This is a genomic window from Agreia sp. Leaf283, from assembly GCF_001422485.1.
Classification (GTDB): domain Bacteria; phylum Actinomycetota; class Actinomycetes; order Actinomycetales; family Microbacteriaceae; genus Agreia.
In genome coordinates this window covers 1,821,319-1,848,170 of sequence record NZ_LMNF01000001.1, presented here as the reverse complement: position 1 = coordinate 1,848,170, position 26,852 = coordinate 1,821,319, and the positions used below count along the sequence as shown (strand labels likewise).

Here is a 26,852-nt window from a genome sequence, read left to right as displayed (position 1 = left end):
ACAGTCCCACCCCCTCCTCCCTGAACACCGGTTGACAGGACCCCAGCTCTCATGACGACAGCACCCCCCAAGCCCGTTGACGCGAAGCCGCCGGTTCCCGCGGCCGCTCCGGAACGGATCAAGGCGAAGCAGCGCCCCGGCGATGTGATCTTCTCGACCTCTACGATCGTCGCCGGCGGTCTGATCCTCGCGATCCTCGCCCTGGTCGCCCTCTTCCTGATCGTGCAGTCGATCCCCGCCTTCGTGGCCGATCCTGCCGAGATCAAGGGCTCCCCCTCGAGCTTCTGGGCCTACGTCGCCCCCCTCGTCGGCGGCACCATCTGGGCCGCCTTCCTCGCCCTGCTCATGGCTGTTCCCGTAGCCATCGGCATCGCCCTCTTCATCTCGCACTACGCCCCCCGACGCCTCGCGGCAGGTCTGGGCTACGTGGTCGATCTGCTCGCCGCCGTACCTTCGGTCGTCTTCGGTCTCTGGGGCATCACCGTTCTCGCGCCGTTCGTGCAGCCGTTCTACTCCACCGTCGTCGACATCTTCGGCTGGATCCCGATCCTCGCCGGGCCCGTCTCCGGCACGGGCCGCACCATCCTCACCGTCGCCATCGTTCTCGCGGTCATGATCCTCCCGATCATCACCGCCCTCTCCCGCGAGGTCTTCCTGCAGACGCCGCGCCTCCACGAGGAGGCCGCCCTGGCGCTCGGAGCCACCCGCTGGGAGATGATCCAGATGGCCGTGCTGCCCTTCGGCCGCCCCGGAATCATCTCGGCATCCATGCTCGGCCTCGGTCGCGCGCTCGGCGAGACCATGGCCGTCGCCATGGTGCTCTCGGTCTCGGGCGGCTTCTCGTTCGACCTGCTCAAATCGACCAACCCGTCGACGATCGCGGCGAACATCGCCCTCAACTTCCCCGAGGCGCACGGCGTCGGCGTGAACGTGCTGATCGCATCCGGTCTGATCCTCTTCGTGATCACGCTCATCGTGAACTCGATCGCCCGCTACATCATCAACCGCCGCAAGGCATTCTCGGGGGCCAACTAATCATGACCACGACAACCGTCCCCGCCCCTCCCATGACCAACACGCTCACCGCGGGCAAGCTGCCCAAGGCCACGCCGTGGCTGCTGCTCGTCGGCAGCTGGATCGTCATGGGCGTCATCTTCGGCCTGCTGATGATGGCCGGTGTGACCGCCGACTTCAACATCGTCGGCACCATCTTCTTCGGAACGGTGCTCTTCGTCATCGTGCTCACCGTGGTGTCCCGCCTCTACGAGGGCGTGCGCCGCTCGAAAGACCGCATGGTCACCTCGCTGGTGTCGCTGGCCTTCATCATCGCGCTGCTCCCGCTCATCTCGCTGCTCTTCACCACGATCGTCAACGGTGCACACCGCTTCGACCTCACCTTCTTCACCTACACGATGCGCAACATCGTCGGCGAGGGCGGCGGCGGCCTGCACGCCATCATGGGAACGCTGCAGATCACCGGCTGGGCCACGCTCATCTCGGTGCCGATCGGCCTCCTGACCGCCATCTACCTGGTCGAGTACGGCCGCGGCACCTTCGCCAGGGCGATCACGTTCCTCGTCGACGTGATGACCGGCATCCCGTCGATCGTCGCCGGTCTGTTCGCGTTCGCGTTCTTCGCCCTGCTGACCGGAGTGGCCGGAATCCGGTTCGGCTTCGGTGGCGCCGTCGCGCTCTCGATCCTCATGATCCCGGTCGTCGTACGCTCGACGGAGGAGATGCTGAAGCTCGTTCCGAACGAGCTGCGCGAGGCATCCTTCGCCCTCGGTGTGCCCAAGTGGCTCACGATCGTCAAGGTCGTTCTGCCCACCTCGATCGCCGGAATCACCACCGGTGTGATGCTGGCCATCGCCCGCGTCATCGGTGAGACGGCCCCGCTGCTGATCATCGCCGGTTTCACGCAGAGCATGAACTACAACATGTTCAACGAACGGGTCATGACCCTGCCTGTCTTCGTCTACACCCAGTACGCCAACCCGGGCTCGGATGCCCAGGCGTACCTCGACCGAGCGTGGACCGGGGCCCTGACCCTGATCCTGATCGTGATGCTGCTCAACCTCGCGGCCCGAGTCATCGCCCGCATCTTCTCCCCCAAGCTCGGCCGCTAACCCTAAAGGAACCCACGTTGTCCAAGCGCATTGAAGTAAACGACCTCAACGTCTACTACAGCAGCTTTCTCGCTGTTGAAGGCGTGAGCCTCACGATCGAGCCCCGAACCGTCACCGCGTTCATCGGCCCGTCGGGCTGCGGCAAATCCACCTTCCTCCGCACGCTCAACCGTATGCACGAGGTCATCCCCGGCGCCCGCGTCGAGGGCGAGGTTCTGATCGACGGAAACAACCTCTACGGCCCGGGCGTCGACCCCGTGCTCGTGCGCCGTCAGGTCGGCATGGTCTTCCAGCGGCCGAACCCGTTCCCGACGATGTCGATCGGCGACAACGTGCTCGCCGGCTCCAAGCTCAACAACCGTCGTATGTCGAAGTCCGACGCCGACGACCTGATCGAGAAGTCGCTCCGCGGCGCCAACCTCTGGAACGAGGTCAAGGACCGCCTGCACCTGCCCGGTTCCGGCCTGTCGGGCGGCCAGCAGCAGCGCCTGTGCATCGCCCGCGCCATCGCGGTCGAGCCCGAGGTCATCCTGATGGACGAGCCCTGCTCGGCTCTCGACCCGATCTCGACGCTCGCCATCGAAGACCTCATCGGCGAGCTGAAGAACGACTACACGGTCGTGATCGTCACGCACAACATGCAGCAGGCCAGCCGCGTCTCCGACCGCACCGCGTTCTTCAACATCGCGGGCACGGGCAAGCCCGGCAAGCTCATCGAGTACGACGACACCACGACCATCTTCTCGAACCCCACCGTCAAGGACACCGAGGACTACGTCTCGGGTCGCTTCGGCTAAAGAGTCTCCACGCGCAACACAGAAGGCCCCCTCGGTATGAGGGGGCCTTCGTTGTTGTTGTGCCCTTCGACAGGCTCAGGGAACGGTGGGCTCAGGGAACGGCGACTACGCGCTGGCGATCGCGACGATCGGCGTCGTGGTCGGCGTCTTCGATCCGCCCGCGGGTTCGATCGTGACGCCCACGGTGTCTCCGGCCGACATCGTTCCGTCGAGCAGGTGCCACGACGTCTTGTGGGCGCCCGTGGCGTCGAAGGTGCCCGCGGGGGCCGCTCCGGCATCGTTGATGTACCAGGCCTCGTAGACGCTGCCGGCCGGCAGGGGTTCGAGACCGTCGACGACGACCGCGGAGCGTCCGAGCTCGTTCGACCACACCAGCGTGGCGACACCGCCGCCGTCGACCTCGCTCCGCTGCGACTGCGTGTCCGACGCCGCGTAGATCTCGGCGAGACCCGCCGCCTGCTGGTCGACCACGACAGGGGTGCCGCCCGTGATCGCGGAGCCGACGAAGCCGCCTCCGACGAACAGGGCGATCGCGGCTGCCGCCGAGACGAGAAGAGTGGCGGGCCGGGCGAACCAGCGCGTCTGCGCCCTCTGCTGGGCCGCACCGGTCTCGACGACCGGGCGCGGAGCATCCGCCGTGCCGTCGGAGACGGTGCTGTCAGAGACGGTGTCGTCGGAGACCGACCGGCCGTCGGACACCGACGAATCGGACACCGGGCTGACCGTCTCGCGAGGAAGCTGCGGGGTCGACGCGATGGCGGCCATGATGTCGACCTTCAGCTTCGCCGACGGCTCGACGGGAGTCGACGCGAGGCCCAGGAGAACGGCCGTGGCGCTGAGCCCATCGGCCTCCGCGGCGAGGTCGGGATCCGACTCCGACGCTGCGATGAATCGGTCGAGCTCTTCGGGAGTCAGGGCGCCCAGAGCGAAGGCTCCGGTGTTGAGGCGGGGGTCGTCGTGTGCAGACATCAGGCAACTCCCATTTCGTCTCGAAGGCGGATCATGCCGTCGCGCAGGCGCGTCTTGACCGTTCCGATCGGAATGGCCAGGATCTTGGCGACCTCGCTATGGCTGTATCCCCCGTAGTACGCCAGAGAGATGGCTTCGCGCTGCAGTTCAGTCAGCTGAGTCATTGCTCTCTTCACCCTTTCATGTTCGATTCTGATCTCGACCGATTCGGCCACCTGATCGTATTCGCGGTCGACATCGCGGATACCGATCTTGATATCGCGATCGTGGGAGGACTGCGACGCGCGGACGCGGTCGACCGCCCTGCGATGCGCCATCGTGAGAACCCAGGAGAGGGCGGCGCCGCGCTGAGGATCGAACCGTGTTGCCGTGCGCCAGATCTCGAGAAACACCTCTTGAGCCACTTCTTCAGACTGCGCGTGGTCGATCAGCAGTCGTTTGATGAGGCCGAGAACCCGCGGTGCGATGCGGTCATACAGTTCGGCGAATGATCTCTGATCGCCGTCGGCGACCCGCAGCAGCAGGCTCTCGACTGTGTCGAGCGCCTCCATCGGGGTACCGTCGTGGTCGCTATCAGAGGTCACGAGCTTAAGCATGACAGGTTTCCCACCTGAGGCCTGTTGTTCGTGGTCCGTTCACACCAATGATTCGGTGCGGGTACGATGTCGGATTGGTCGAGCCTCAGAGCTTTTCGTAGACGCCCTGAACCGGGCTGTGCGCGATGAGACCGGCCTCTTCGAATGCGGCCAGCCAGCCGCCCATCGGCCACCGTCCCCACCGGGCATGGAACAGGGCCGCGTTGCGCAGGATGTCGTCGAGGTGCGACACCGGGGGCGACTCGACAGGGTGGTGCTGGTGGAAGGCGCGCGCCGCACCCACCCAGGCGAGCTCGATGCCGCGGTGCGCGGCGGTGGCGGCGAAATCCGTGTCCTCCCCGCCGTAGCCCACGTACGACTCCTCGAAGCCCCCGATACGCCGCCAGGTCGAGGCGGTCACCGCGAACGAGAGCGACCAGAACAGATCGTGGTCTCCCCCTCGGATGACCTCGCCCGACTCGGGCGCCGGGCGCGCAGCGTGCGGTTCGGCGAGCGTCTCGATCGTGTCGAGGTCGTAGCCGTGTGACGGCGCGGGGGGCAGGTAGGCGACGGGGCCGCACAGGATGTCGCCGCGCAGCTCGAGCGAGGCCGCTGCGGCCTCGTAGGCCCCGATCAGGGCTGGGTTCGGAACGCAGTCGACATCGAGGAAGACCAGCACGTCGGCACCGGCCGCGAGCGCCGCGTCGGCGCCCGCGTTCCTCGCCGCCGCGATCGGCAGGCCGAGCGGATGCGCCGGGTGACGCACCACACTAACGGGCGCGCGGTCGGGCACACCACCCGCGACGAGCTCGATCGGGTCGTCGACGGCCACGACCACGTAGTCGTCGGGACGCCGTTGGCTGCGGGCCACGGCCTGCCTCTGCAGGTCGAGATGCGCATGCCGCCCGTGAACCACCGTGACGACGGCGACCCGGGTCACGCGGGCTCCCCTGCGGGCGCCTGCGCCAGCTCGCGCTGGATGACGGCCGCGGCGACCCGGGCCCCCAGTCCGTCGTTCCACCCGTCCCACAGCTCGCCGTCGAGACCGAGGGCCTCGTCGAGAAGAGTCGGCCACCCGGTGACGGGGAAGTTCCATCGCACGAGGGCGGGCCACCGACTGCTCCCTGCGAGCACGGATGCGGTCGTCGTCTGCTCCTCGTGCGGCCGCGACTCGGGGATCACGATCGCGGGGCGCCGCGCAGCCGCCACATCGGCCAGCGCGTTCTGGCCCGCGTGCGTCACGACGACGTCGGCCGCGCAGATCTCCGGCCACGGGTCCTCCACCCAGCGGCCTCCGCGGCTGCCGAGCACGGTCCAGTGCCAGTCGGGAGTTGCCTCCCGCGCCACAGCGATCGTGGCCGTGTCGAGGGAGCTGCCCCCGGCACCGCCGAGCAGCAGCAGGCGCCGCGGCGCGTCGGGCGTCGCAGGAGGGCGCCGCTCGTTCGCCCGGCCGCCGAAGCGCGAGATCGCGCCCACGCAGTGCAGCCGGCGCCGGGCCGGCGCGCTGAGGCCGGAGATCATTCCCTCGGCCTCCTGCGGCCAGGCCGCGATGATCGCCGCCGAGATGTCGTAGCCGAGTCGGTGCGCCTCGTCGTCGCGCACGCCCGGAAGAGCAACGGAGACGACCGGGATGCCGAACAGTCGGGCGAGCAGGGCGATCTCGACCGACACGTCGACGACGATCACGCGGGGCCTCGACTCAGCGATCCAGTGCGAGACCTGGGCCATCCGGTCGCTCAGACCCTGATCGTGCAACGGCACCCAGTGCAGGCGGCCGTGCGCGTCGACGTCGTGCGGAGCGGCTCCCTCGTCGTCGCGCGCGAGTTCGATCCAGTCGCCGACCCAGCCGACGGGGCGGGGCTGCGACGACAGCCCGGTGACAGGCTGGTCGAGTTCGGCCGCGATCGCCATGGCCCTGTTGAGGTGACCGCGACCCTGGTGATGGATGTAGTAGCCGATCACGCCGCGAGCTCCGCGGGCACGAGCGAGTGGTAGAGCTCCTCGTAGTCGTCGACCATGCGATCCAGCGAGCAGGCCACGACGGCGCGGTGCCGGGCATCGTCGCGCGAGAGGCCGGATGCGACCACCATCGCCGCACCCAGTGCCTCGACGTCGTCGGGCGCGGCGAGCCTGCCCGACAGCTCGTCGAGGATCTCGGGCACGCCGCCACGGGCGAATGCCGCGACGGGCGTGCCGCAGGCCAGCGACTCCGCGGCCACGAGGCCGTAGGGCTCGTCCCAGCTGGGCGTGACCACCGAGACGGCCGCCCGCCCGACGGCCTGCATGAGCTGCTCGTGGCGCAGATGGCCGAGATAGCGGGTCCTGTCGTCGAGAAGGGGCGCGATCTCGGCGTCGAAGTAGGCCCGATCGAGGCTCGGACCGGCGAGGTCGAGGTCCATGCCCGCAGCCCGCGCGGCGCGGATCGCCAGGTGGGGCGCCTTCTCGGGAACGAGACGCCCGAACCAGATGGCGGCCGGACCGCCCGGCCCGGGCATCCACGCGTTCGTGTCGACCCCGTTATGGATGACCGTGCTCTCGACGACGTGACGCCATGCGCCTGCCGTGTGTCGACTCACCGACGCGTACGCGAGGCTGGGCGACGCCAGTTTGGCGGCCGACTCGAGCCAGGGAACCGGCGGCGTGTGCAGGGTCGTGACGAAGGGGAGCCCGGTTGCCTCGGCCATCGCGACCGGCAGGTGATGGAGGCTGTTGTTGTGCACGATGTCGTACATTCCCGGGTTGCGACTGAGGTCGAGCATGAGCTTCAGGTAGGCGTGGTGCTCGCGCATCCACTGCTCTGGGCGTGCGCCGACGTCGGCTCTGGCGGCCGGGCTGCTGGTGAATTCCTCGACGTCGAGGTGCAGGGCGCCGAGCCTCGTGTCGGACCCCGGAGCGGCGAAGAGCGTGACCTCATGCCCGCGACGGATCAGCTCGGTGGCCAGGCTGTGCGTGTGCGCCTCGAGCCCTCCGGCGAACGGTTCGGCGACGGGAAACCGGCTGGAGGCGATGAGGCAGATGCGGAGCGCCCGCGTCATCGAAGGAGATCGCGGTAGAGCGCGGCATGCGCATCCGACACGGCATCGCGCTGACGTCTGCGCTCGTCGACCGTGATGGAGAAGAGCGGTCGCTCGTAGTAGGCGCGGGTAACGGCCGAGCCGAGCGACTCTGCATCGAGGCCGTCGTCGTCTTGCAGGTACAGCAGCACCGGCGCCTGGTCGCGGTAGTAGCCGCAGTTGGGTGCGAGCACGGCCGTACCGAGGTCTCGGCAGGCCTCGAGCCAGCCCGAGTGCGTGCCGAAGCGGTAGGGCAGCACCGACAGATCGAGCGAGGCGAGATAGTGCCAGAGCTGCGCGTCGTCGAAGTAGTCGTGGATGCGCAGGTCGATACGCCCGGCTTCAGCGGTCGTGCGCAACAGCTGGGCGAGCTCGTCGTCGTAGCGTGCCCCGGTCGGCTCGAGGATGTCGCGGTGCCCGTCGATCTGGAGCACGGCTCCCGGCAGACGGTCGATCGCCTCGAGCAGCGCGCCGATGACGGGAACGGGGTTCATGTTCGCGCGCAGGCTCTTGAGATGGAGGCCGATGCGGTAGGGGTCGTCATCGTGACGAGCCCTGTCGCGTTGGCCGTCGAGTCTGGCGCGCTGGATGCTGCGCATGGTCTCGAAATCGACCACGTGCGGATGCGACAGCACGATGGCGCGACGAGCCCATCGGCGCTTGATCTCGTAAGCGGCGCCGTCGGTCAGGGTGATCACGGCGTCAGCGGCAGGAATGAGCACATCCAACTGGGCGTCATGCTCTGCCCGGTCGCGGTGGTGCGGGTTGCGGAGGTCGTGCACCGTGTACACGAACGGCTTGCCCTGCCGGCGCAGCTCGGCCACGAGATCGCGGAGTTCAGCGGGCGTTCGCGCATCGAAGCCGAACTGCAGATGAAAGATGTCGAACTCGTCGGCGTGCTCGCGCACCCAGTCGGCGTCGAGCATGACCGGGGGCCACCACCGCTGCTCGGCAGAACGGCTGGGATCGTCTGGGTGGGGATCGGCCAGCCGCACGACACGCACACCGCCGTCGCGGGCTGCGGCCGCCGGCCCGCCGGGTGCGGCGATATCGCCGTCGATCGGCGCGATGTGCCGCACGTAGACATGGGATGCGGGAACGGATGCGATCCGCACGAGTTGCGGCTGCACGCCGTGATGGATAGGCGAGACAGCTCCTGCCGGTGACGAGGATCGATCCTGCGGGGGATGCGGAAGAAGGCGCGTCATGAACGTCTCCCCCCTTACGACCCGCGTGGATTCTGGTGCGCCGGGATTGTCCTGCAGCGCCCAAAATCAGCATGCCACTCGGCCGCGAGATTCGATTTGCCCCTTGCCAAAAGCGACAAGCTGATCTACGTGAGCGAGGCTCGACCTACTCGGGAGAGAAGAGGGTGCCAGGCCGCGGAACGCCTCTCGGCGGAAGGCCGTTCGTAACGGCGGAAATTGGAGCCCGGGGTTACCGCGGCCCGGCGAGATACGACAATACCCGACTTCAGTCGAGGCTGTCCGTTCTCCACAACTTTGCGCAGACAGCGAACTCCGATGCGGTCTCTGCGAAGCGGTTGGCGCGCACGGTCAACTCGGATGCCCGCTCCCCCGAATCCGATTCGGTGTCGTCGGCCTCGGCCACCGTTCCCAGCGACATGATGCGGCAGAACGCTGCCGCCCTCTCGAGCGCGACGGCGAAATCACCATCGAAGATTCCGCGCAGGATCTGATCGGCGAGCGCCGTGATCTCCTTCGGGCCCGTCGGCGAGGTGGCCCCGGCGACGACGGGGTCGATGGTGACGCTGAGCTCGCTGCCCTTCTGAAAGAGGTAGCTCGACTGCTCGGGATCCTGCCTGATCAGCGCGCGCAGCAGGTAGATGCGCCACAGCGCGCCCGGCAGGCTGTGCGACGAGGCCCTAGACCACAGCTCGGCGATGGCGTCGATGCCATGAAGGTCGGTGTATTCGATGAGCCTGTCGATCACGCCAGGGTCGGGATCGGCGCGAACGCGGCCCAGCAGGGCGCTGGCCGTGTCGTGCGCGAGCCGGGAGATCTGCGCCGGATCCTCGCCGCCCTTGAACGCCTCGAACTCCGATCCGCCGAAGAGTGCCGGTTTGCGATGCTCGCTTGTCATGCATCCATCCTGCCTCGGTTCGATCCGAGGTCAAAGACGCGCTAGATTAGTCGCTGCGGGCCTCTAGCTCAGTTGGTAGAGCATCGGACTTTTAATCCGCGGGTCGCCGGTTCGAGCCCGGCGGGGCCCACCGTGTAACACCCCCGAAATTACAGGATTTCAGGGACGAATCGCAGTTACCGGAGCATCGCCGTTTGGGCGTTCTGCCCACGGTCTGCCCACAATTGAGGGATGGCCCGCGTTACTGAGGGCGTCTCCAACGGCGTCTAGATCGTCGTCGAACAGGTCGCTGTAGACGTCGAGCGTCGTGGCCGCTGAGGCGTGACCGAGCATCCGCTGGACAGCCTTTACATTCGCGCCGGCAAATATGGCCAAGCTCGCTGCGGTGTGTCGAAGGTCGTGCGGCGTCATGGTGGGCACACGTCGGGGTGCGCCTCGACGAGTTGTCCCATGGCGGCCTGGAACGAGCGGCGTTTCCAGTTTCGGTTGCGGAGCGGTCCCCCGGCAGGCGCCGTGAATACGAGCCCGTCACGCGTTTTGCCCTCGCACCTGTTCGCCAGCATTGATTCGAGGAAAGCCGGGAACGGCACGCTGCGTCGGCCGTGGTTCTTCGGAGTGCCTTACACGAGGCCGCCCGCGACCTCGACAACCGCGCGCTCTGGTTCGCCGTCTGCTTCCAGAGCCGCGCCGAGAAGGTGGCGTTCCTCCGCAAGCACAACCTCGAGCAGCTGGGCGACAAGTACCTGCCCGGGAGCGAAGTCGACAACATCTTGCGCCGACCAAAGTAGGTCGACTAGTCCTGGGACACCGTGAAGTGTTGCGACTCCGAGGCTCTTGTGACCGGGGACCGCCAAGAGATTTCCACATCAACGCTAGAAGGATCTGTCAGCCCTCCACCAAAAATGAAGAAGAGGCTCTGATTTTGCGCTACGTCGGCGTAAGAACCCCGCTCTGACTGAATGTGCCCAGGAGGGCTCGTCTCGATGTTTACGAACATCGCTTTGTGCCCAGTCTTATTAGTGGCTGCCCAGCGATGCTGGCCTACTTTCTCTATCTCCCACGGATCCGCGGGCTTGCTCGCTTTCTCGGCCAGATCGGCCTGCCGCTCCAAAGCGGCAGCGGAGCGCTCACTGGAGCCAGCAGACGCCTCGGCAGCTGTAGCCGCACGCTTGGCAGCAGCCAGGAATTCGTCGGCCTCGTCTCTAGCTTTCTCACTCGCCCCACGAGCGATGCGCGCCTCTCGCGCCTGCAAGAACGTGAATACTGCAGTCAGCATCGCGACGAACAGCAGTGCAAGATTGAGAATATTGCTCGGGGTCATGAGCGCAGCATAGCGACGACTTCGGCCTCGACCCCACGAACGTCGCCGCCCGCCATCCCGCTCTACTTTCAGACCACGCGTCCCGGCTTGCCGTCGACGAGCTCGTGGGTGTCGGGTTGCAGCCTGGCGCTGAGGGTCGCCATTTCGGCTGCGTGCTACCGGATGAATGTGGCGGCCAATCCGATCTTCTCGAATGACTTCACCCACACGCGCTTCCCCTTGTCGTCGAGGCCGTGCGAGTAGACGTGGAACATGCGACCGTGCGACTTTGGTTCGTCCCACCGTATCCAGCCGAGAATCTTCCCGTGCGGTGCCACGCACCAGATCTGCTTGTAGATGTGCAGGATGGCGTAGGGGTCTGTCGGGACGAAGTCGATGCCGGCCATCAGGGCTGTGTGGTCGCCGACCTTGTTCATAGGGTGTTCCTGTCGTTCGGAGCGTCCCGGCCAACGCGTATTTGATCGTAAGACAACACCTCCGACAAAGGCGGCGGTAGGGTTCGGTGATGATCTACGACGGCAAGATTCAGACGACGAACTTCACGAATGGCCAGGTCCTCGTGATCCGCGGGACCGACGCAGACCCGGACCTGTCCGACGTGCTCGGCGTACTCACGCCCGAGAGCGGGTCATGGGTCGTAACGCAGATATACGACAAGACCAAGCCCGAGTTGCTGGGCGTTGCCGACGACGTCGACCATGCAGTGGCGGTCTACTTCCTACCGATGGTCAGCTAGGCAATAGGAGCGGCGTCTTCTCGGGCCGACGCGCCTCTACGAGCGACGAACGCCAGCAGCGATTCTATCGGCCAGCATGTTCTCCCACCGCTCAAGCTCGAGAAGCCTCAAGGGCCGATTCTCGCCCTCGGCAACCGGAACAATACCTGCCGCGAGAATCGCAGCGCGCACCATGCCGAGCGTCTCGTAGTTCTTCAAGACGGACGGACCCGTGATCGTGCTGTCGTCGAACGGCGGCAGCCCGCGTTCCAGGATGAACCTGCAGATGTCGACCTTCCGGTCTTCGGGCCACGGCTCGTCGAAGTCCGATTCGGTCCACTCAGGAGCTATCACCGAGGCGGCCCAGGCGTTGTACGCCGCGATCACCGTCGCGATTTCCGGAATCTTGGACGGCGCGAAAGCCAGGGCCCAGTCCATCGGGCGCACGGCATACGGCACGCCCATCGACGCCTCGAAGACGTCCCACGGCTTGTGAAACGACTGACGGGCCAGAAGCTTGAAGTCCTCAACGCTGTTCATTCGTTCACCATATTGCGCATGGCCCGTCTCGGCCAGAGCCCCCTGGCGCTCGAGGTCGCGCCGCAAATGGGGGACTTGCAGTTCTGTCGGCGCCGCTGCATTCTTGTCGTATCCCGTCGTGCATGGACAGTACGTGGAGCCCCTCTCGAACGCAACGAGGGCGCAGGCCTCAGCCCACGCCCTCGTCACCCAGCATCTAGAAACTAGGCCGTTGCAGCGGCGCTAACTACGAGACTCCGGAATGCACATTCACCCTTACGGTCAATGCACGGCGGGAACGTGTGACCGGCTTCGAACCGATACACGTCTCCGTACTGGTCGGACCAGTTCCCGGTCCACGGGACGCGCTGCCCCGTCTTCCAGGTTTCGTTCGGCCCCTTGGGCCTGTGGTGACTTGCCATGGCGTTTTACTCCGATGCGTTAGAAAGTGATGAAAATGGCTGTGCTTGCGTTCACGTCGACCAGGAGGTCCACGACTCCGAGCAACGAGACTGTGTGCACCTGCGGGTCGGTGTGGTTTCAGCCCGTACGGACTGCCGCGAACGGGCGAGACGTTCCTGGCGCCGTACAACTCGACGCCGAAGGGCGGGTCAGTGCCTACGTGGGCACGATGCGCTGCGTCGATTGCGGCCATGAGCTCTAAAGCCTCACAGCTTCCAGTGGTCCATCCGGGGCCAGTGACCGCGGGGGAGAAAACGAGTTTTGCGAATTGCGCAACTGCGACACGCCGGGCGAAATTGCGGCACGCCTAACGAATGAATTACTGTTGGGGAAACGCGAAAACGCGGCTCGGGGTCTGGACATTGGGTCCTTCTGGGTCAGATCGAGTTGGCGCTCGATTAGTAATTGCGGACTGAACTAAAAGCCCCGGCCCCAGGTCGGGGCTTTTGTCTGAGCAGGCTTCGGTATGGCAATCGTACCGATGACCCGCGACAAAACACAGGCGCACAACTGCGGCGAATTACGCCCGTGTAACTCTCCCCAGGAAACCGCCCTTTGTCCCCAGGCTTTTCAACCATTTCTCCACAGGAAAAATCCCGAGATTCGGGCACTCATCACACTCCTTGTGGATAACATCGTGCACCGAATGCGGATGAGAAATATTTAACGACCATCGAATCCGCACGGCGTGTCGCGCGCAAATCTTGGGCCCCGAGCCGTTAATGTCGTGGGTCCTCAGCCCGGGTCCGAAACGGATTTGGTCAGCCGACGCGCACCCATTCGCCGCAGCCGTCAGAACTAAACGAGAAGTCGCCGGCCTCGAGGACAACCTCAACGCGCAGGGCCTGGGTCAGAAAGTTGTTGTCGATGATGTTGCCGGCGCTGTCGAGTCGCTCCCAGTAGCAGTTTGTGATGTTGCCCTCAGAAACGAACGTCCCGGGCTGAATATCGACGCCGACGCGTCTAATGCCGGCGCCGAACCTATTGCCGGACTCACGCTCAGCGTCCAGCGCGACAGCAACCCCTAACTTCGCCTGCACGGCCGCGGCACCCGGCTGGTCGGGGCAGAGCATGAATACGCCCGTGAGCTCCGCAACCTGGTTTGCCGAATACGAGGGCAGTGAACCGTAAACGGAAGTGTGCAACGAGGCGCAGGTCCCATAGAGGTACACCAACGACGAGAGGTCTTTCTGACCAGCCGCAGCTGAGGCTGCCTTCTGCGTGTCGCTGTAGAACGAGCCTCCCGCCTGCACGCCGTCGCAGCCCACCAACGGCGTTGGGGAGTCCCAGGCGGCCCGGTAGTCGACGAATTCATACGCCTTGAACTCCGCGTCGTGACAGGTGAACGAGTAGGTGTATGGCTCTGGCACGTACGTGGGCTTGGGAGTCGGGGTCGCGGTGCGCGTTGTAGTAGAGCTTGGTTTCGCAACGGCCGTCGACGTCGGCTCGGGTGAGCTCGCGCACCCGGCCAGAAGAACAGTCAGGCCTATGACTGCTGTGAGCAGCTGAATTCTTCGCAAGGGGCTAGATGGCCGCTCGACTACGGCGTCGACGCGATGCTGTGATGAGAATCACGATCGCGACCACGGCGAATACGATGCCTACGAGGAACAGCACTCCGCCGATCACAAGGTTGACGCCCCCGACGTCGGGGAGCGGCGCCCGGGCCTGACTTAGGTAGAAGACGGCAATCCAGACGAGGCCTGCGACCCCGTTGAGGGCGCCCAACACAGCCAGGATCACGCCGATGACAACCAGCGCCGTCGTAGGCTTCGCAACGGGCTGCTCTAGCGGGGTTTGGCTCATGCCCCAAGACTACGAATCGTCAGCATGCTCGGCGTCCCCCATAACGGGGACTCTGAGATGGGCGGCGACGATCGCTTCGAGGTCCATGCGGTCGCACGCAGCGGCGAACACCGCGGCAGCCTCGGCAAGGCACAGTTCACGTGTGGGCCTTTCTTCAGTCATTCGGGGCACCTGCTCGAGTTCGTGCCGCGGAAGCGAGCCGTTCGAGTTGGATGCGGTCGCAGGCGGCAGCGAGAACAGCGGCGGCCTCAGCGATGCACTGCTCGCGTGTGGGCTTCGGTTCAGTCATGGCCACAGACTCTCGCGGGCCACCGACACCGGCCCGACTGCCCACTACTTGCCCACGCCCTGCCCACAATCGGCGCAGTATTCCCGAGATTGAAGAGATGCCCAGGTGATACGGAAGGCCGGAACCATGCGGGAGTCGCCATATTTGCTAGTGTTTCACTGAGGTGGAGTTCGGACTTTTAATCCGCGGGTCGCCGGTTCGAGCCCGGCGGGGCCCACCGCATCCGCCGCCTCTGCGAACAGCAGTGAGAGTCGCGGAGGAGACACATGAAGATCGCCATCACCGGCGGCGCCGGTTTTGTCGGCCGTCACCTGGCCGAGCGATACGCCGCCGGCGAGGTCGCGCTCGTCTCGCGGCGAACGGGCACCGACATCACCGACGTCGACGCCCTGGCCGCCGCGTTCGACGGTTGCGACGCCGTTGCGCACTGCGCGGGCATCAACCGCGAGATCGGCGACCAGACGTACGACAAGGTACACATCGAAGGCACCCGGGCGGTGATCGAGGCGGCCAAGCGCGCGGGTGTTCCCCGCATCGTGATGCTCAGCTTCCTGCGTGCGCGGCCCGGCTGCGGGTCGGCCTATCACGAGTCGAAGTGGGCCGCGGAGGAGATAGTCCGCGCATCGGGACTCGAGTTCACGATCCTCAAGGCCGGCATGATCTACGGCCACGGCGACCACCTGGTCGATCACCTCAGCCACTCGGTGCAGACCCTCCCGCTCTTCGCGACCGTGGGGCTGCGCGAGAAGAGCATCCGCCCGATCCCCGTGAGCGAGATGGTCGACGTGCTTGTCGCATCCCTCGAGGGGCGCCTGCCGAACGCGACCCATGCGGTGACCGGGCACGAGGAATTGCTGCTGAGCGAGGCGGTGCGGCGCGTCTCGACGCTGGTGGGGCGACGGGTCGTGATCGTTCCCGCACCGGTCTGGGCGATCCGAGCGGTCGCCCAGCTCACGGAGTGGACCATGAAGGTTCCGCTGATCGCGAAGGCCCAGGCCACGATGCTGGCGGAAGGTGTCTCCGTCGCCGCTCCCCCGACCGCCGAGCTGCCCGCCGAACTGCGCCCCCGACTCGACTTCTCGGCAGAGCAGATCCGGGCGGCCCTCCCGCCCCGCGGCGGATTCCGCTTCAGCGATCTACTGATCTCCAGGTAGCGCACCGGCGCCTGCTGGCATCATTGCTTCGTGCGCCTCTCCGACTTCTTCGCCCTCGTTCCCGGCGACGCCCCCCTCGTCACGGGGGCCGCGGGAGAGCTCACCGTGCACGAGCTCGGCGTGCTCCGCGTTCCCTCGGGCACTCTCGGGGCCGCCGACCCGTTCGTCGCCCTCGACCGACCGATCACCGTGCGCATCCCGCCGGGCGACCACCGGGTCGCGGTGACGATCGCCGACGTGTCGACCCAGCGCGACGGCTCGCACCTGCGCGAGGCCTATCTCTCGCTGGTCGTCTCGAATGTTCCGACCGCGTCGGTCGAGCCGGTGCCCGGTCCCGACGGCCCTCCCGAGCCCGGCTCCTTCTTCGGCGTGGCCGTCGATGCCGGAACCGTCGCCTTCTTCGATGCCGACGCGGTGGAGGCGTCGATGCCGAACGACGGCGACAGCTGGTACGACGAGGTGTTCGACACCGGCGAGCCCGGCTCGTGGTTCGACATCATGGACTCCGACGCGCCGCTTCGCGCGGGCACCGCGAACATCGAGATGCCGCTGGCCCGCTCGGGCGAGAACGTGATCCTCGCCCACTCGGGCTGGGGCGACGGCTTCTACCCCGTTCTCCAGACCCTGGATGCCGACGGCCGGCTCACCGGCGTGCACATCGACCTGCAGGTGGTCGGCTCCCCGCCCGACGCCGATCCGGAGCCGCAGGCGACCGGCTGGCTCGCACGAGTGAAGAGGGCACTCCGATGATCGACGTGATCGTCATCATCGTGCTGCTCGCGGGCGCCGTCGCCGGCTACCGCATGGGACTCGTGCGATCGCTCCTCGGCCTCGTCGGCGTCATCGCCGGAGGCATCGGCGCTTACTTCGCGATCCCGCAGGTCGTCGCGTGGATTCCCGAGCCGGAGTGGAGGATCGCCGGCGTCATCGGCACCGCCTTCGTGCTCGTGACCATCGGCTACCTGCTGGGGGCCACGATCGGTCGGGCGCTCGGCCGCGGCGTCGCCAAGGCGAAACTCGGGTTCGTCGACCGTCTTCTCGGGCTCGTGGGCAGCGGAATCGCGGCCGTCCTCGTGGTCGTGACCGTCGCATCCGGTATCTCGACCCTCGGTGTCGCGCCCCTCACCCAGGCCGTCGCGTCGTCGTCGATCCTGAAGACCCTCGACGGCCTCGTGCCCCCGCAGGTGACCAGCCTCCTGGCCCAGCTGCGCACCGCCGCCGTGACCGACGGCGCGCCCTGGGTCATCGACGCGCTCGGCGCGCCGAGCACGGCTCCCTCGATCCCGACGATCAGCACCGACAACCCGGCGCTCACCGCGGCCGCCCAGTCCGTGGTGCGCATCACCGGAACGGCGTACGAATGCGGGGTCACGATGTCGGGAAGCGGCTTCGCCGTGGCCGCCGACAGGGTGGTCACGAACTCGCACGTCGTCGCGGGCATCTCCGAGCCCGTGGTCGAGGTTCCCGGGCAGTCTCCGCGCTCGGGCCGGATCGTCTACTTCGATCCGGCGGCGGACCTCGCCGTGATCGCGGTCGACGGGCTGCCCGCCGACGCGATCCAGCTGGCCGACACTCTCGCGCCGGCGAGCACCGCCGTCGTCGCCGGCTATCCCTTCGGGGGGCCGTTCTCGATCGCGGGCGCCGAGGTTCTGGCGGCGGGCCCTCTACAGCTCATCACCGACGGTGCCGCCGGAACGACCCGGGATGCCTACACGCTGGCCGCCGACATCGAGCCCGGCAACTCCGGTGGGCCGCTCCTGACGGTCGACGGCCAGGTCGCCGGTGTGGTGTTCGCCAAGGCGAGCACCGTCGACAACGTCGGCTACGCGCTCACCATGCAGGAGTTGTCGCCTGTGGCCGCGCAGGCACCCGGCCTCTCAGCCCCGGTGAGCACCGGAGACTGCGCCGACTGATCCCGTCGGCCTGTTCTTCAGAAGACGTCGTAGTCGAGGCTCGCCTTGCCGTCCGAGCTCTCGATGCGGGCGGTGTTCTCGTGCGAGCTCGCCTGCCGTCGCACCTCGTCGGCCACGCCGTGGGTCTCGGGCTCGACATAGGAAACGGCCTCGTGTTGACTCAGAATCTGGCTGGCAGGGCCGAGAACGAGAGCCACCGGCGTCGACTCTCCTTCGGCGCTGAACCCGGGCACGACGACCACCTGGTTGCGACGATTGCGGGGAACGGTGGCGACGAAGTGCACGAGCGCATCGGCCACTTCGTCGCTTGTGACGAAGGTTCCGCCTGCGTAGCTCATCCTTTTCATCTGTCTAGAGTCCCTCATCGACTGCCCGGAGACCCGGGCATTGTGATGACGGCATTACTGAGGTAACAGCCTGACGGACTTTCGCTCCGGGGCGCCCCACCCGTACGATGAGGACCCATGCCGCCCGCACCCGCCCGAAGCGTCGTCCGCCGATTCTTCGATGGAACGGCCTATCTCGGACGCGGCCTGAAGATGTGGGGAAGCGATCCCCGCCTGATGCTCTTCGGTGCGCTCCCCGCGCTCATCGTCGCCGCCGTGTATCTCGCGGCGCTCATCGTGCTCTTCGTCAACGCGCCCGCCCTGGCGGAGTGGGCGACCCCCTTCGCCGACGAGTGGCCCGAGGGCTGGCGAACGGCCGTGAGGATCGCCGCCATCATCGCGTTCGTGGGGCTGGGCTCTCTCCTGGTGGTCTACACCTACACGGCCATCACCCTCGCCGTCGGCGACCCCTTCTACGAGAAGATCTGGCGGAACGTCGAGAACCGGCTCGGCGGCATCCAGAACGAGATCGAGGTGCCGTTCTGGCCGTCCGTGCGGCGGGGCATCCTCGACGCCATGCGAATCCTCGTCGCCACCGCGGCGATCGGGCTCGGCCTCTTCGTTCTGGGCTTCATCCCGATCGTCGGCCAGACCGTCGTGCCGATCGCCGGGGCTGCGGTCGCCGGGTGGTTCCTCGCGCTCGAACTCACCGGCAAGGCGTTCGACGCCCGCGCTCGCTCCCTGAAGGATCGTCGACGGGCGCTTGCCGCCATCCGGCCCACGGCGCTCGGATTCGGCGTGGCGAGCTATCTCGTCTTCCTGATTCCGTTCGGCGCCGTGTTCGTCATGCCGGCGGCCGTGGCCGGCGCAACCCTGCTGTCGCGCGAGGCCCTCACCGATCAGCCGGAAGGTGTTCCGGGACCGGCGCTATGAGTTGCCGGGCTCGGAGTGCTCGTCGGGTTCGGGAACCGGCCTGAGACCGCCCGTGCTGTTTGCCGCGAGCATCAGGTCTTCGATCCACACCCGGTTGAGCGCCGGCGACTTGTTGCCGTAGAAGCGGAAGTGGAGCGGGATCGAGGGGTGGATCCAGATGGTGCTGCGTCCGCTTCCCTCTTCGGTGCCGTGCTCCCACGACAGCATGAACGCCTCGTTGCGCCGCAGCTTCGTCGAGATGACGACCTTGAGGTGAGCGAGCAGCCGATCCTCGAATTCGACGTCGGTGTCACCGGTGCCGTAGATCAGTCTGCCCATATGAAAATCGTCCATTCCTCACAAAGGGCCCACGCGATCTAATTCCACGTGAGCTCCCCAGTGAACCTACCCCTAAATGTGAGCTTTTGGGTTCGGGGTTGTCAAAAGTGAGGACGGTGTGCGATGCAGCACCGATGCCGCATCAGTGCGAGCGGTCGATCAGAGCTGCTTTCGCGTCGTCGAGCGATGCGTAGAGTCCGCACAGGTTGCCACGGGCGTCGGTGAGCTTCATCGAGTCGCCCGGGGTGCCCTGCACCATGCCGGCGAATCGCCCGTCGTGACGAGCGAGCCAGACGCCGTCGAAGACGAGTTCCCAGCGGAGGCGCGGCGCCGCACGGTCGGGCGAGATCGATTCGGGTGCGGTCGTCGTCGAGGGCACGCTGTCGAATAGCAGAGACATTGATCCACTCCATTCCAGAGTTGTTATGTCGTCAGGCTATGCAACGCCTCGCCCCCGAACAAGGGGTTTACGCCTCACCGCAGGCACGCTACAGGCGGGGCTGATCGTGGCCGCTAGGAGGCCGGGCGGTACCGCACGCCCCAGCTGAGCATCCACGACGTGCCCGGTTCGAGCCAGCGCACGCCCTGCCCCGTGTTGAACGCGTTAGCCGGGGCGGTCATCGGCTCGAGGGCGATGGCCATGCCCGTGCCCGTCTCGAAGGGGAAGGCTCGGGGGTTGTAGGCCTGCACCCAGGCGAAGTTCGCATCCGTCCACAATTCGACGCGGCGGCCGTCGGGGGCGACGAGGGAGTGCACGTTCTGCCCGCCGGTTCCCGTCAGGGTTCCGAACGCGTGGTTGAGGTCGACATCGGAGAGACGGCGCCCGGCGCGCAGGTCGAGTCCCGCCTCCTCGACGCCGACCTCGGCGGTGGGGATGAATGCGTCGTCGTAGTCGTAGGTGGTCTCCGCGGCGATGGTGAGAGTCAGGTCCTCCGCGGGCACCGAGCCCACGACGAAATACGGGTGCGCGCCGACCGCGACCGGCGCCGGAGCATCCGACTCGTTCGTGATGGCGTGGGTGACGGTCAGACCGGCCTCGCTCAGTTCGTAGCTCACCGACGTGTCGAGCAGGAAGGGGTAGCCGTGCTGGGGGAAGACGCGGGCATGCAGGGTGAGGAAACCATCGCCCTGCTCTGCCACGGTGTAGGCCGTGTTGCGCAGCAGGCCGTGCGTGGCATTGCCGGTCGACGGCTCTGTCACGTCGAGCTGCTGAGATTTTCCATCGAGCACCCAGGCGGCCTTCGCGATGCGATTCGGCCACGGAACGAGGACGATGCCCTGGCCCATCGGCGGCAACGACGACTCGGGGTACTCCCGCACGACCTCGACTCCGTCGAGCACGAGGCCCCGGAGACCCGCGGCCAGCTCGGTGATCGTGGCCCGGGAATCGCCGAACTCCACGGAGAACTGGGTGCCTGTCGCTGCTGTCACGGCATAAGCCTACGGTGTCGCCCGGCCTGAGGCATCCGGATGCCTCAGGGCCGGGCGACGTGCCGGTCAGGCGGCGGGCGCAGACCCGTCGGTCGGTTCCGGATCGGTGGGAAGCGACTCCTCGATCTCCTCGAGGACGTTGTCCTCTTTCTCAGCGACCGTCTTCTTGCCCGGATCGTGAGGCTTGGGATGTTCGTGCGTCATGCGTTCCTCCTTCATTGGTGGGGTCGTGCTCTTTCGCCTCGACCTACGGAGTCGCGGCGTCGACCACGTTCTGTACCAGCAGGGCGCGGGTCATCGGCCCTACTCCGCCGGGTACCGGCGACAGGAACCCGGCGACCTCGGCGACGGCAGGATCGACGTCGCCCTTCAGCCTCGCCTTGCCGGTCTCCTCGTCGACGACGCGCGTGATTCCCACGTCGAGCACCGCGGCGCCCGGCTTGACCCACTCGGGCTTGATGAGGCCGGGAACTCCGACGGCAGCGATCACGATGTCGGCGCGGCGCACCTCGGCCTCGAGATCGCGGGTGCGGGAATGGGTGAGCGTGACGGTCGCGTCGATGCCCTTGCGGGTGAGCAGCAGCCCGAGGGGGCGACCGACGGTGAGCCCGCGGCCCACGATCACGACGTGACTGCCGCTGAGCGGCACCTCGTAGCGGCGCAGGATCTCGACGATGCCGGCGGGGGTGCACGGAAGCGGCGCGGGACGACCGGAACTCGCCGAGGGATCGACCGTGAGCACCAGGCGCCCGAGGTTCGTCGGGTGCAGCCCGTCTGCGTCTTTGGCCGGATCGATGAGTTCGAGCATCGCGTTCTCGTCGATGCCGTTCGGCAACGGGAGCTGCACGATGTAGCCCGTGACGAGCGGATCGGCGTTGAGCGCCTCGATGGCGTCGCGCACGTCCTGCTCGCTGGCCGTGGCCGGCAGGTCGACGCGGATCGACTCGATGCCGACCTCGGCGCAGTCGCGGTGCTTGCCCGCGACGTAGGAACGGGATGCGGGATCGTCGCCGACCAGCAGCGTTCCGAGGCCCGGGTGGATGCCCTGCTTCTTCAGCTCTACGACGCGCTGGGCCAGCTCTGCCTTGATGGCGGCCGCGGTGGCGACGCCGTCGAGGACGACGGCCGTCACTGCACGAGCCCGGGGTAGAGCGGGAACGCCTCGGTGAGTGCGGTCACGCGCGTGCGGAGCGACGCGGTGTCGGCTCCGGGCTTCAAGGCCTCGGCGATGATGTCGGCCACCTCGGTGAACTCGACGTCGCCGAAGCCCCGTGTCGCCAGCGCGGGCGTTCCGATGCGGAGGCCGGACGTGACCATCGGCGGGCGGGGGTCGAAGGGAACGGAGTTGCGGTTGACCGTGATGCCCACCTCGTGCAGCACGTCTTCGGCCTGCTGCCCGTCGAGGGGCGAGTTGCGCAGGTCGGCGAGCACGAGGTGCACCTCGGTGCCGCCCGTGAGCACGTCGACGCCGCCGGCGCGCGAGTCCTCGGCGGTCAGGCGGTCGGCGACGATGCGGGCGCCGTCGATGGTGCGCTGCTGGCGGTCGCGGAACTCGGGCTCGGCAGCGAGCTTGAACGCCGTGGCCTTGGCGGCGATGACGTGCATGAGCGGACCGCCCTGCTGGCCGGGGAACACGTTCGAGTTGAGCTTCTTCGCCAGCTCGGTGTCGCGGCTGATGATGAAGCCGGAACGGGGACCGCCGATGGTCTTGTGCACGGTCGACGACACGACGTCGGCGAAGGGCACGGGCGACGGGTGCAGGCCCGCGGCGACCAGCCCGGCGAAGTGGGCCATGTCGACCCAGAGCTTGGCGCCCACCTCGTCGGCGATGGCCCGGAACGCGGCGAAGTCGAGGTGACGGGGGTAGGCCGACCATCCAGCGATGATGACCTGCGGGCGGTGCTCGAGCGCCTTGTCGCGCACGACGTTCATGTCGACGAGGAACGTCTCCGGGTCGACGCCGTAGGAGACGGCGTTGTAGAGCTTGCCCGAGAAGTTCAGCTTCATGCCGTGGGTCAGGTGTCCGCCGTGGCTCAGTTCGAGCCCGAGGATGGTGTCGCCCGGGGTGGCGATCGCAGACAGAACGGCTGCGTTGGCGGTGGCTCCGGAGTGCGGCTGCACGTTCGCGTACTCGGCGTTGAAGAGGCTCTTCGCACGGGCGATGGCCAGTTCTTCGGCTATGTCGACGAACTCGCATCCGCCGTAGTACCGACGCCCCGGGTAGCCCTCCGCGTACTTGTTGGTGAGCACGGAGCCCTGCGACTGCAGCACCGCGCGAGGAACGAAGTTCTCACTCGCGATCATCTCGAGCGTGTCGCGCTGGCGACCCAGCTCCTTCTCGAGCACGGCGTAGATCTCGGGATCGACGGTCTGGAGGGGTTCGTTGAACTTGGATGGCGTGTTATCAGACAAGACTGGCTCCTAACATGACAGAAACGGAATGTGTCGCCGCGCGGACGACGGGGTGATGCGGTATCCGGATCGACCCAGGCGCGCGGCCGAATTCGTGTCAGTCGCTTCCCGATGGTGACCATCTGAACGCCAGTTGCGACATAAGGAAGCCTACATGAGGCATCCGCTATGATTTCTTGCACAAGTGGCGTCATAGACGCTGTCCTCGCATGTCTCTTTATGTGAGGGGGGAATGGGGACCCCGTAGTACCGTCCTGAATTCCCCTTTTAATAAAGGAGTGTGCGCCGTATGGCCGCCCACCTCGAACCACCCGCCCGGCCGCACGCCGACGCCTCAGACATGGAACTCGTCGAGTTCACTCGAGCCGGCAACTCCGCTGCGTTCGGCGAACTGTGGGTCCGCCACTCCAACGCCGGTCGAGCCGTGGCACGCAGCCACCGCTTCGATGCCGACGATCTCCTCTCCGAGGCCTTCGCCCGCGTCTTCCAGGCGATCTCCGCAGGCGGCGGTCCCACCACGGCCTTCCGCCCCTACCTCTTCACCACCATCCGCAACGTGTCGATGCAGTGGGCGCGCGCCAAGAGCGCCGACGCCAGCGAAGACCTCGACCTGATCGCCGACCCCTCGACAGAAGAAGACGCCTCCCTCGCCGCGCTCGACAAGAGCCTCACGGTCAACGCATTCCGCAGCCTCCCCACGCGCTGGCAGGAGGCCCTGTGGTACAGCGAGGTCGAGCAGCTCTCGTCTGCGGAGATCGCCCCGCTCCTCGGCATGAAGGCCAACGCGGTCTCGGCGCTCACCTACCGCGCACGAGAGGGCCTGCGTCAGGCGTGGATCCAGGCGCACCTCCGGCGCACGACAGATCCCGAGTGCGCGGCCGCCATCGAGCGCCTCGGCTCGTTCACCCGGGGCACGCTCGGCGCGCGCGAGTCCAAGAGGGTCCGCGATCACCTCGCCGGATGCACCTCGTGCACCATCGTCGCCGACGAAGCACGCCAGGTCGGTTCCCGCCTCGCCCTCGTGCTGCTTCCCCTCGCGGCCGGTGTCTCCGGCGCCGCCGGGTTCCTCTCGTGGATGCAGGCGGGCAGCGGCACGGCAGGCGGGCTGGTGGCGGCCGCGACGATGCCGGCCGACCTCACCTCGGGCTCCTCCGCCGCGAGTGCTAACGGATCCACGTCATCGATTGTCGGCAGCACATCGTCGAGCGTCGGAGGCACGACGGGTGCGGCCGCATCCGGCATCGGCGCGGCCGGCATCGTCGGCTCGGCCGTCGGAGCCCTCGCTCTCGCCGCCGCCGTGGTCGCGGCCGTCACCCTCGGCCCCGGGCTGTTCGCCACCCCGGCAGACGAGGCGTCCTCCGCCGACGTCTCACCCGACTCCTCCACAGCCGATCCCGGCGACTCCTCCAGCGATTCCGACAAGGCCGTCGTCGCCGATCCCGCCCCGGCCCCGGCCACGCCGCCTGCGCCGACCACGGCACCCGCGCCAGAGGCCGAGCCCGAACCGACGCGTCCCGGCACGCCCGGCAGCCCCACGAAACCCGCCGTCGCACCGGATCCGTCGCCGAGCGACGCCCCCGGCCCGAGCACACCGGCAGAACCGTCGACCTCCGCTGAGCCGTCGACACCGCCGGTCGTCGTGCCGACCACGCCCCCCGTCGATCCCACCCCGCCCACGACCCCGCCCACCGAACCTCCGGTCGACCCCGAACCCACCCCCGCGGCTCCCACCGTGATCGTCGAGCAGGCTGCCGACCAGCTCACCTTCCCGGTGTTCAGCGGCATCGCCGAACCGCTGTCATCGATAGAGATCCTCGATGCCGACGGCAATACCCTGGTGTCCACGACAGCGGCCGACGACGGTACCTGGTCGATCTCCGACTTCGGCTCCAGCATCTCCGGCGACCCCGCCGGTCGCGAGGTCGTCGTTCGACAGGTCGTCGACGGGGTCGCATCAGACCCGAGCGCTCCCCAGCACCTCGTGGTCCTCGAGGCTCCCACGATCCAGAATCCCCTCGAGGGAGCTTCGATCCCGGTCGCCGACACCTACGAACTCTCCATATCCGGAGTGCCCGGCGCCAGCATCCAGCGCATCGTGAACGGCGAGGTTCGCGGTGACATCCACGTGCTCGACGACAGCGGAATGTGGTCGCAGGTCTACGGCTCCGAGGTGACCGGGCCGATCGAACTCGGCATGCGGTACTACGACCCTGATTCCGGCCGATACGGTCTGACCCGACTCATCTCCTACGCGATCAGCTGACGCGCGCGCTGCGGCGGCGCGAGTTCAGCTCGGCCGCCACCAGCAGCACGCCCGCGAGCGCCAGGGTGATCAGGTACGCCACCGGAAGCGACGTCAGACCGAACCCGTCGAGCAGGGCCGCGCCCACGAGGGCTCCCCCGCCGATGCCGACATTGAACGACGTCGAATAGAACGCACTCGCCGTATCGCGGATGTCGACCGATGCGACATGCAGCAGCCGGGCGCCGAGGAGCGGCGGCAGGGTTCCGAAGACGAGTCCCCACAGCACGAACGCCGGGATGGCGATCATCGGGTTGGCCGCGAACAGGGCCATGACGGTCACCGAGATCGCGGTGACGGCGACACCGATCACCACGCCGAGCGTGGGATGCCGACCGAACACCGTTCCGGCGAGCAGCAGGCCGCCCGCGCCGGCGATGCCGTAGATCGCCAGCAGCAGTCCCACGTCGCCGGAATCCACACCCAGCTCCCCGATGAGATAGGGCGCGATGAAGGTGTAGAAGGCGTAATGACCGATCATGATGACGGCGGCCAGCAGGCAGAGCAGGGCGACGGCGGGCACCGATGCATCGAGCTTGCGTCGGCCCGACGGATGCCGTTCCGCCGGCGCATCGGACTTGGCCGGGCGCTCCACCCGGGGCAACAGCCAAAGCATCAGGGCCGCGCCCACGATGCACAGCACCGCGATGGCCCCGAACGCGCTCCGCCACCCGACGGCCTGCCCGAGCACGGTGCCGAGGGGAACGCCGAGCACGAAGGCGAGCGTGCCTCCACCGGTGGTGATGGCGACGGCTCGGCCGAGCTGCTCCTTCGGCACGAGATAGCCCGAATAGGCGCCCATCACTGCCCAGAACAGCCCGTGCGCCATGCCGCCCACGATGCGCGCTCCCACGAGGATCTCGAAGCTCGGCGCGATGGCGGTGACCGCGCTCGAGAGCGAGACGACGATGAGCACGAGAACGATCAGGCGGTGCCGAGAGACGCTGCGTGTCAGCCGCGAGAGAGGGATGCTCGTGAGCACGACCGCGAAGGCGAAGACCGAGACGAGCAGCCCGATCTGCGACTGGCCGACCCCGAGCTCCGCGCTCATCTCCGGCAGGAGGCCCGTGGGAAGCATTTCGGCGGTGACCGAGAGGAACACGGCCGAGGCGAGCACGAGCAGGCCGCCCCAGGGGAAGGGACGTCCGGGGGCTCCGGTCGGGACGACGGCGATGGGAGAGGTGAACGGCTGAGTCACGGAGAAAGAACGAACCAAACTAACGAAAGAAGGCGAACAGAGGCGGCGTCACGCCAACCTGACGAGGGCGGCATCGGAAGAGTCGGACGACGCCGCACGACGGGCACCAGACCTCAGGAACCGATGACGA

General features: G+C 67.1%; 31 protein-coding genes and 2 tRNA genes. 12 read left to right on the top strand and 21 right to left on the bottom strand.

Translation table 11 applies throughout. The features are described from left to right. The first annotated feature begins 51 nt into the window (after positions 1-51). From pstC to pstB, 3 genes are read left to right on the top strand one after another with little or no spacing between them, the layout of a single operon-like run. Positions 52-1,035, top strand: coding sequence for a phosphate ABC transporter permease subunit PstC (gene pstC / locus ASF51_RS08430; protein ID WP_055927394.1), 984 nt, complete (start codon positions 52-54; stop codon positions 1,033-1,035). A gap of 2 nt (positions 1,036-1,037) precedes the next feature. Continuing rightward, complete coding sequence (pstA, locus tag ASF51_RS08425; protein WP_055927391.1) at positions 1,038-2,126, top strand: phosphate ABC transporter permease PstA; 1,089 nt, start codon at positions 1,038-1,040, stop codon at positions 2,124-2,126. A gap of 17 nt (positions 2,127-2,143) precedes the next feature. Then, positions 2,144-2,923: a phosphate ABC transporter ATP-binding protein PstB gene (gene pstB, locus ASF51_RS08420; protein ID WP_055927388.1), complete on the top strand. Its 780-nt coding sequence runs from the start codon at positions 2,144-2,146 to the stop codon at positions 2,921-2,923. 105 nt (positions 2,924-3,028) lie between these two features. Here pstB and ASF51_RS08415 read toward each other — a convergent pair whose 3' ends face one another. From ASF51_RS08415 to ASF51_RS08385, 7 genes are all read right to left on the bottom strand, one after another. Beyond that, complete coding sequence (locus tag ASF51_RS08415) at positions 3,029-3,892, bottom strand: anti-sigma factor domain-containing protein (RefSeq protein ID WP_055927385.1); 864 nt, start codon at positions 3,890-3,892, stop codon at positions 3,029-3,031. After that, positions 3,892-4,488 carry a sigma-70 family RNA polymerase sigma factor gene (locus ASF51_RS08410; RefSeq protein WP_082479633.1) on the bottom strand — a complete coding sequence of 199 codons (597 nt, stop codon included), beginning with the start codon at positions 4,486-4,488 and terminating at the stop codon, positions 3,892-3,894. The genes ASF51_RS08415 and ASF51_RS08410 overlap by 1 nt, the downstream gene beginning before the upstream one ends. Before the next feature lie 85 nt (positions 4,489-4,573). Beyond that, positions 4,574-5,407 carry a galactosyltransferase-related protein gene (locus ASF51_RS08405; RefSeq protein WP_055927379.1) on the bottom strand — a complete coding sequence of 278 codons (834 nt, stop codon included), beginning with the start codon at positions 5,405-5,407 and terminating at the stop codon, positions 4,574-4,576. Then, positions 5,404-6,429: a glycosyltransferase gene (locus ASF51_RS19570; RefSeq protein WP_055927377.1), complete on the bottom strand. Its 1,026-nt coding sequence runs from the start codon at positions 6,427-6,429 to the stop codon at positions 5,404-5,406. The genes ASF51_RS08405 and ASF51_RS19570 overlap by 4 nt, the downstream gene beginning before the upstream one ends. Continuing rightward, a complete protein-coding gene (locus ASF51_RS08395; RefSeq protein WP_055927375.1) occupies positions 6,426-7,502 on the bottom strand; it encodes a glycosyltransferase in 1,077 nt (358 codons plus the stop codon). The genes ASF51_RS19570 and ASF51_RS08395 overlap by 4 nt, the downstream gene beginning before the upstream one ends. Continuing rightward, a complete protein-coding gene (locus ASF51_RS08390; protein WP_082479631.1) occupies positions 7,499-8,650 on the bottom strand; it encodes a glycosyltransferase in 1,152 nt (383 codons plus the stop codon). Before ASF51_RS08390 ends, ASF51_RS08395 begins: the two co-directional genes overlap by 4 nt. A gap of 343 nt (positions 8,651-8,993) precedes the next feature. Next, positions 8,994-9,623 carry a hypothetical protein gene (locus tag ASF51_RS08385; protein WP_055927373.1) on the bottom strand — a complete coding sequence of 210 codons (630 nt, stop codon included), beginning with the start codon at positions 9,621-9,623 and terminating at the stop codon, positions 8,994-8,996. Positions 9,624-9,680: 57 nt separating this feature from the next. Here ASF51_RS08385 and ASF51_RS08380 point away from each other — a divergent pair. Further along, positions 9,681-9,753 (top strand) — tRNA-Lys (locus ASF51_RS08380). 29 nt (positions 9,754-9,782) lie between these two features. On the opposite strand, the gene ASF51_RS19050 is transcribed toward ASF51_RS08380, so the two are convergent. Further along, positions 9,783-10,034 (bottom strand): tyrosine-type recombinase/integrase, encoded by a 252-nt coding sequence (locus tag ASF51_RS19050; protein ID WP_157412054.1) that lies wholly within the window; start codon positions 10,032-10,034, stop codon positions 9,783-9,785. A 191-nt stretch (positions 10,035-10,225) separates the two neighbouring features. Here ASF51_RS19050 and ASF51_RS08375 point away from each other — a divergent pair, with 191 nt between their 5' ends. Then, the gene (locus ASF51_RS08375) at positions 10,226-10,411 is read left to right on the top strand and encodes a hypothetical protein (protein ID WP_055927370.1); all 186 of its coding nucleotides are present in this window, start codon (positions 10,226-10,228) and stop codon (positions 10,409-10,411) included. A 5-nt stretch (positions 10,412-10,416) separates the two neighbouring features. Here the strand turns inward: ASF51_RS08375 and ASF51_RS08370 are convergent, their stop codons facing one another. Beyond that, a complete protein-coding gene (locus tag ASF51_RS08370) occupies positions 10,417-10,944 on the bottom strand; it encodes a hypothetical protein (RefSeq protein WP_055927367.1) in 528 nt (175 codons plus the stop codon). Positions 10,945-11,099: 155 nt separating this feature from the next. Beyond that, entirely contained in the window at positions 11,100-11,360 is a 261-nt protein-coding gene (locus tag ASF51_RS08365; protein WP_055927365.1) for a hypothetical protein, read from the bottom strand. Between the two features lie 89 nt (positions 11,361-11,449). Here ASF51_RS08365 and ASF51_RS08360 point away from each other — a divergent pair, with 89 nt between their 5' ends. Beyond that, positions 11,450-11,680, top strand: coding sequence for a hypothetical protein (locus ASF51_RS08360; RefSeq protein WP_157412053.1), 231 nt, complete (start codon positions 11,450-11,452; stop codon positions 11,678-11,680). A gap of 36 nt (positions 11,681-11,716) precedes the next feature. On the opposite strand, the gene ASF51_RS08355 is transcribed toward ASF51_RS08360, so the two are convergent. The 3 genes from ASF51_RS08355 to ASF51_RS08345 form a co-directional block, all read right to left on the bottom strand. Further along, on the bottom strand, positions 11,717-12,199 hold the full coding sequence (locus tag ASF51_RS08355) for a hypothetical protein (protein ID WP_157412052.1): 483 nt from the start codon (positions 12,197-12,199) through the stop codon (positions 11,717-11,719). Positions 12,200-13,401: 1,202 nt separating this feature from the next. Further along, a complete protein-coding gene (locus ASF51_RS08350; protein ID WP_055927355.1) occupies positions 13,402-14,010 on the bottom strand; it encodes a hypothetical protein in 609 nt (202 codons plus the stop codon). Positions 14,011-14,164: 154 nt separating this feature from the next. Continuing rightward, positions 14,165-14,446: a cell division protein CrgA gene (locus ASF51_RS08345; protein WP_055927352.1), complete on the bottom strand. Its 282-nt coding sequence runs from the start codon at positions 14,444-14,446 to the stop codon at positions 14,165-14,167. A 436-nt stretch (positions 14,447-14,882) separates the two neighbouring features. Here ASF51_RS08345 and ASF51_RS19045 point away from each other — a divergent pair. The 4 genes from ASF51_RS19045 to ASF51_RS08330 all read left to right on the top strand — a co-directional run bounded on the left by ASF51_RS19045 (position 14,883) and on the right by ASF51_RS08330 (position 17,802). Next, positions 14,883-14,952 (top strand) — tRNA-OTHER (locus ASF51_RS19045). A 49-nt stretch (positions 14,953-15,001) separates the two neighbouring features. Further along, the gene (locus ASF51_RS08340) at positions 15,002-15,889 is read left to right on the top strand and encodes an NAD(P)H-binding protein (RefSeq protein ID WP_055927350.1); all 888 of its coding nucleotides are present in this window, start codon (positions 15,002-15,004) and stop codon (positions 15,887-15,889) included. A gap of 30 nt (positions 15,890-15,919) precedes the next feature. Then, positions 15,920-16,639 (top strand): DUF4241 domain-containing protein, encoded by a 720-nt coding sequence (locus tag ASF51_RS08335; protein WP_055927347.1) that lies wholly within the window; start codon positions 15,920-15,922, stop codon positions 16,637-16,639. Continuing rightward, the gene (locus tag ASF51_RS08330; protein ID WP_082479630.1) at positions 16,636-17,802 is read left to right on the top strand and encodes a MarP family serine protease; all 1,167 of its coding nucleotides are present in this window, start codon (positions 16,636-16,638) and stop codon (positions 17,800-17,802) included. The genes ASF51_RS08335 and ASF51_RS08330 overlap by 4 nt, the downstream gene beginning before the upstream one ends. Before the next feature lie 17 nt (positions 17,803-17,819). Here ASF51_RS08330 and ASF51_RS08325 read toward each other — a convergent pair whose 3' ends face one another. After that, the gene (locus ASF51_RS08325; RefSeq protein WP_055927344.1) at positions 17,820-18,140 is read right to left on the bottom strand and encodes a hypothetical protein; all 321 of its coding nucleotides are present in this window, start codon (positions 18,138-18,140) and stop codon (positions 17,820-17,822) included. Positions 18,141-18,266: 126 nt separating this feature from the next. Here ASF51_RS08325 and ASF51_RS08320 point away from each other — a divergent pair, with 126 nt between their 5' ends. Further along, a complete protein-coding gene (locus ASF51_RS08320) occupies positions 18,267-19,061 on the top strand; it encodes an EI24 domain-containing protein (protein ID WP_055927341.1) in 795 nt (264 codons plus the stop codon). Here ASF51_RS08320 and ASF51_RS08315 read toward each other — a convergent pair. The 6 genes from ASF51_RS08315 to glyA all read right to left on the bottom strand — a co-directional run bounded on the left by ASF51_RS08315 (position 19,056) and on the right by glyA (position 23,222). Further along, positions 19,056-19,379, bottom strand: a complete 324-nt coding sequence (locus tag ASF51_RS08315) for a hypothetical protein (protein WP_055927337.1) — start codon at positions 19,377-19,379, stop codon at positions 19,056-19,058. The two genes, ASF51_RS08320 and ASF51_RS08315, sit on opposite strands and share 6 nt — an antisense overlap. Positions 19,380-19,521: 142 nt before the next feature. Then, positions 19,522-19,779 carry a hypothetical protein gene (locus ASF51_RS08310; RefSeq protein WP_055927334.1) on the bottom strand — a complete coding sequence of 86 codons (258 nt, stop codon included), beginning with the start codon at positions 19,777-19,779 and terminating at the stop codon, positions 19,522-19,524. Between the two features lie 113 nt (positions 19,780-19,892). Beyond that, on the bottom strand, positions 19,893-20,810 hold the full coding sequence (locus tag ASF51_RS08305) for an aldose 1-epimerase family protein (RefSeq protein ID WP_055927331.1): 918 nt from the start codon (positions 20,808-20,810) through the stop codon (positions 19,893-19,895). Between the two features lie 66 nt (positions 20,811-20,876). Further along, positions 20,877-21,014, bottom strand: coding sequence for a hypothetical protein (locus ASF51_RS19040; protein WP_157412051.1), 138 nt, complete (start codon positions 21,012-21,014; stop codon positions 20,877-20,879). 43 nt (positions 21,015-21,057) lie between these two features. Beyond that, positions 21,058-21,942, bottom strand: a complete 885-nt coding sequence (locus tag ASF51_RS08300; protein ID WP_055927328.1) for a bifunctional methylenetetrahydrofolate dehydrogenase/methenyltetrahydrofolate cyclohydrolase — start codon at positions 21,940-21,942, stop codon at positions 21,058-21,060. Then, positions 21,939-23,222, bottom strand: coding sequence for a serine hydroxymethyltransferase (gene glyA, locus ASF51_RS08295; RefSeq protein WP_055927325.1), 1,284 nt, complete (start codon positions 23,220-23,222; stop codon positions 21,939-21,941). Before glyA ends, ASF51_RS08300 begins: the two co-directional genes overlap by 4 nt. Positions 23,223-23,511: 289 nt before the next feature. Between glyA and ASF51_RS08290 the strand changes: the two genes are divergently transcribed. Beyond that, entirely contained in the window at positions 23,512-25,485 is a 1,974-nt protein-coding gene (locus ASF51_RS08290; RefSeq protein WP_055927321.1) for a sigma-70 family RNA polymerase sigma factor, read from the top strand. Here ASF51_RS08290 and ASF51_RS08285 read toward each other — a convergent pair. Beyond that, complete coding sequence (locus ASF51_RS08285) at positions 25,478-26,722, bottom strand: MFS transporter (RefSeq protein WP_235497167.1); 1,245 nt, start codon at positions 26,720-26,722, stop codon at positions 25,478-25,480. The genes ASF51_RS08290 and ASF51_RS08285 overlap by 8 nt on opposite strands. Between the last annotated feature and the right edge of the window lie 130 nt (positions 26,723-26,852).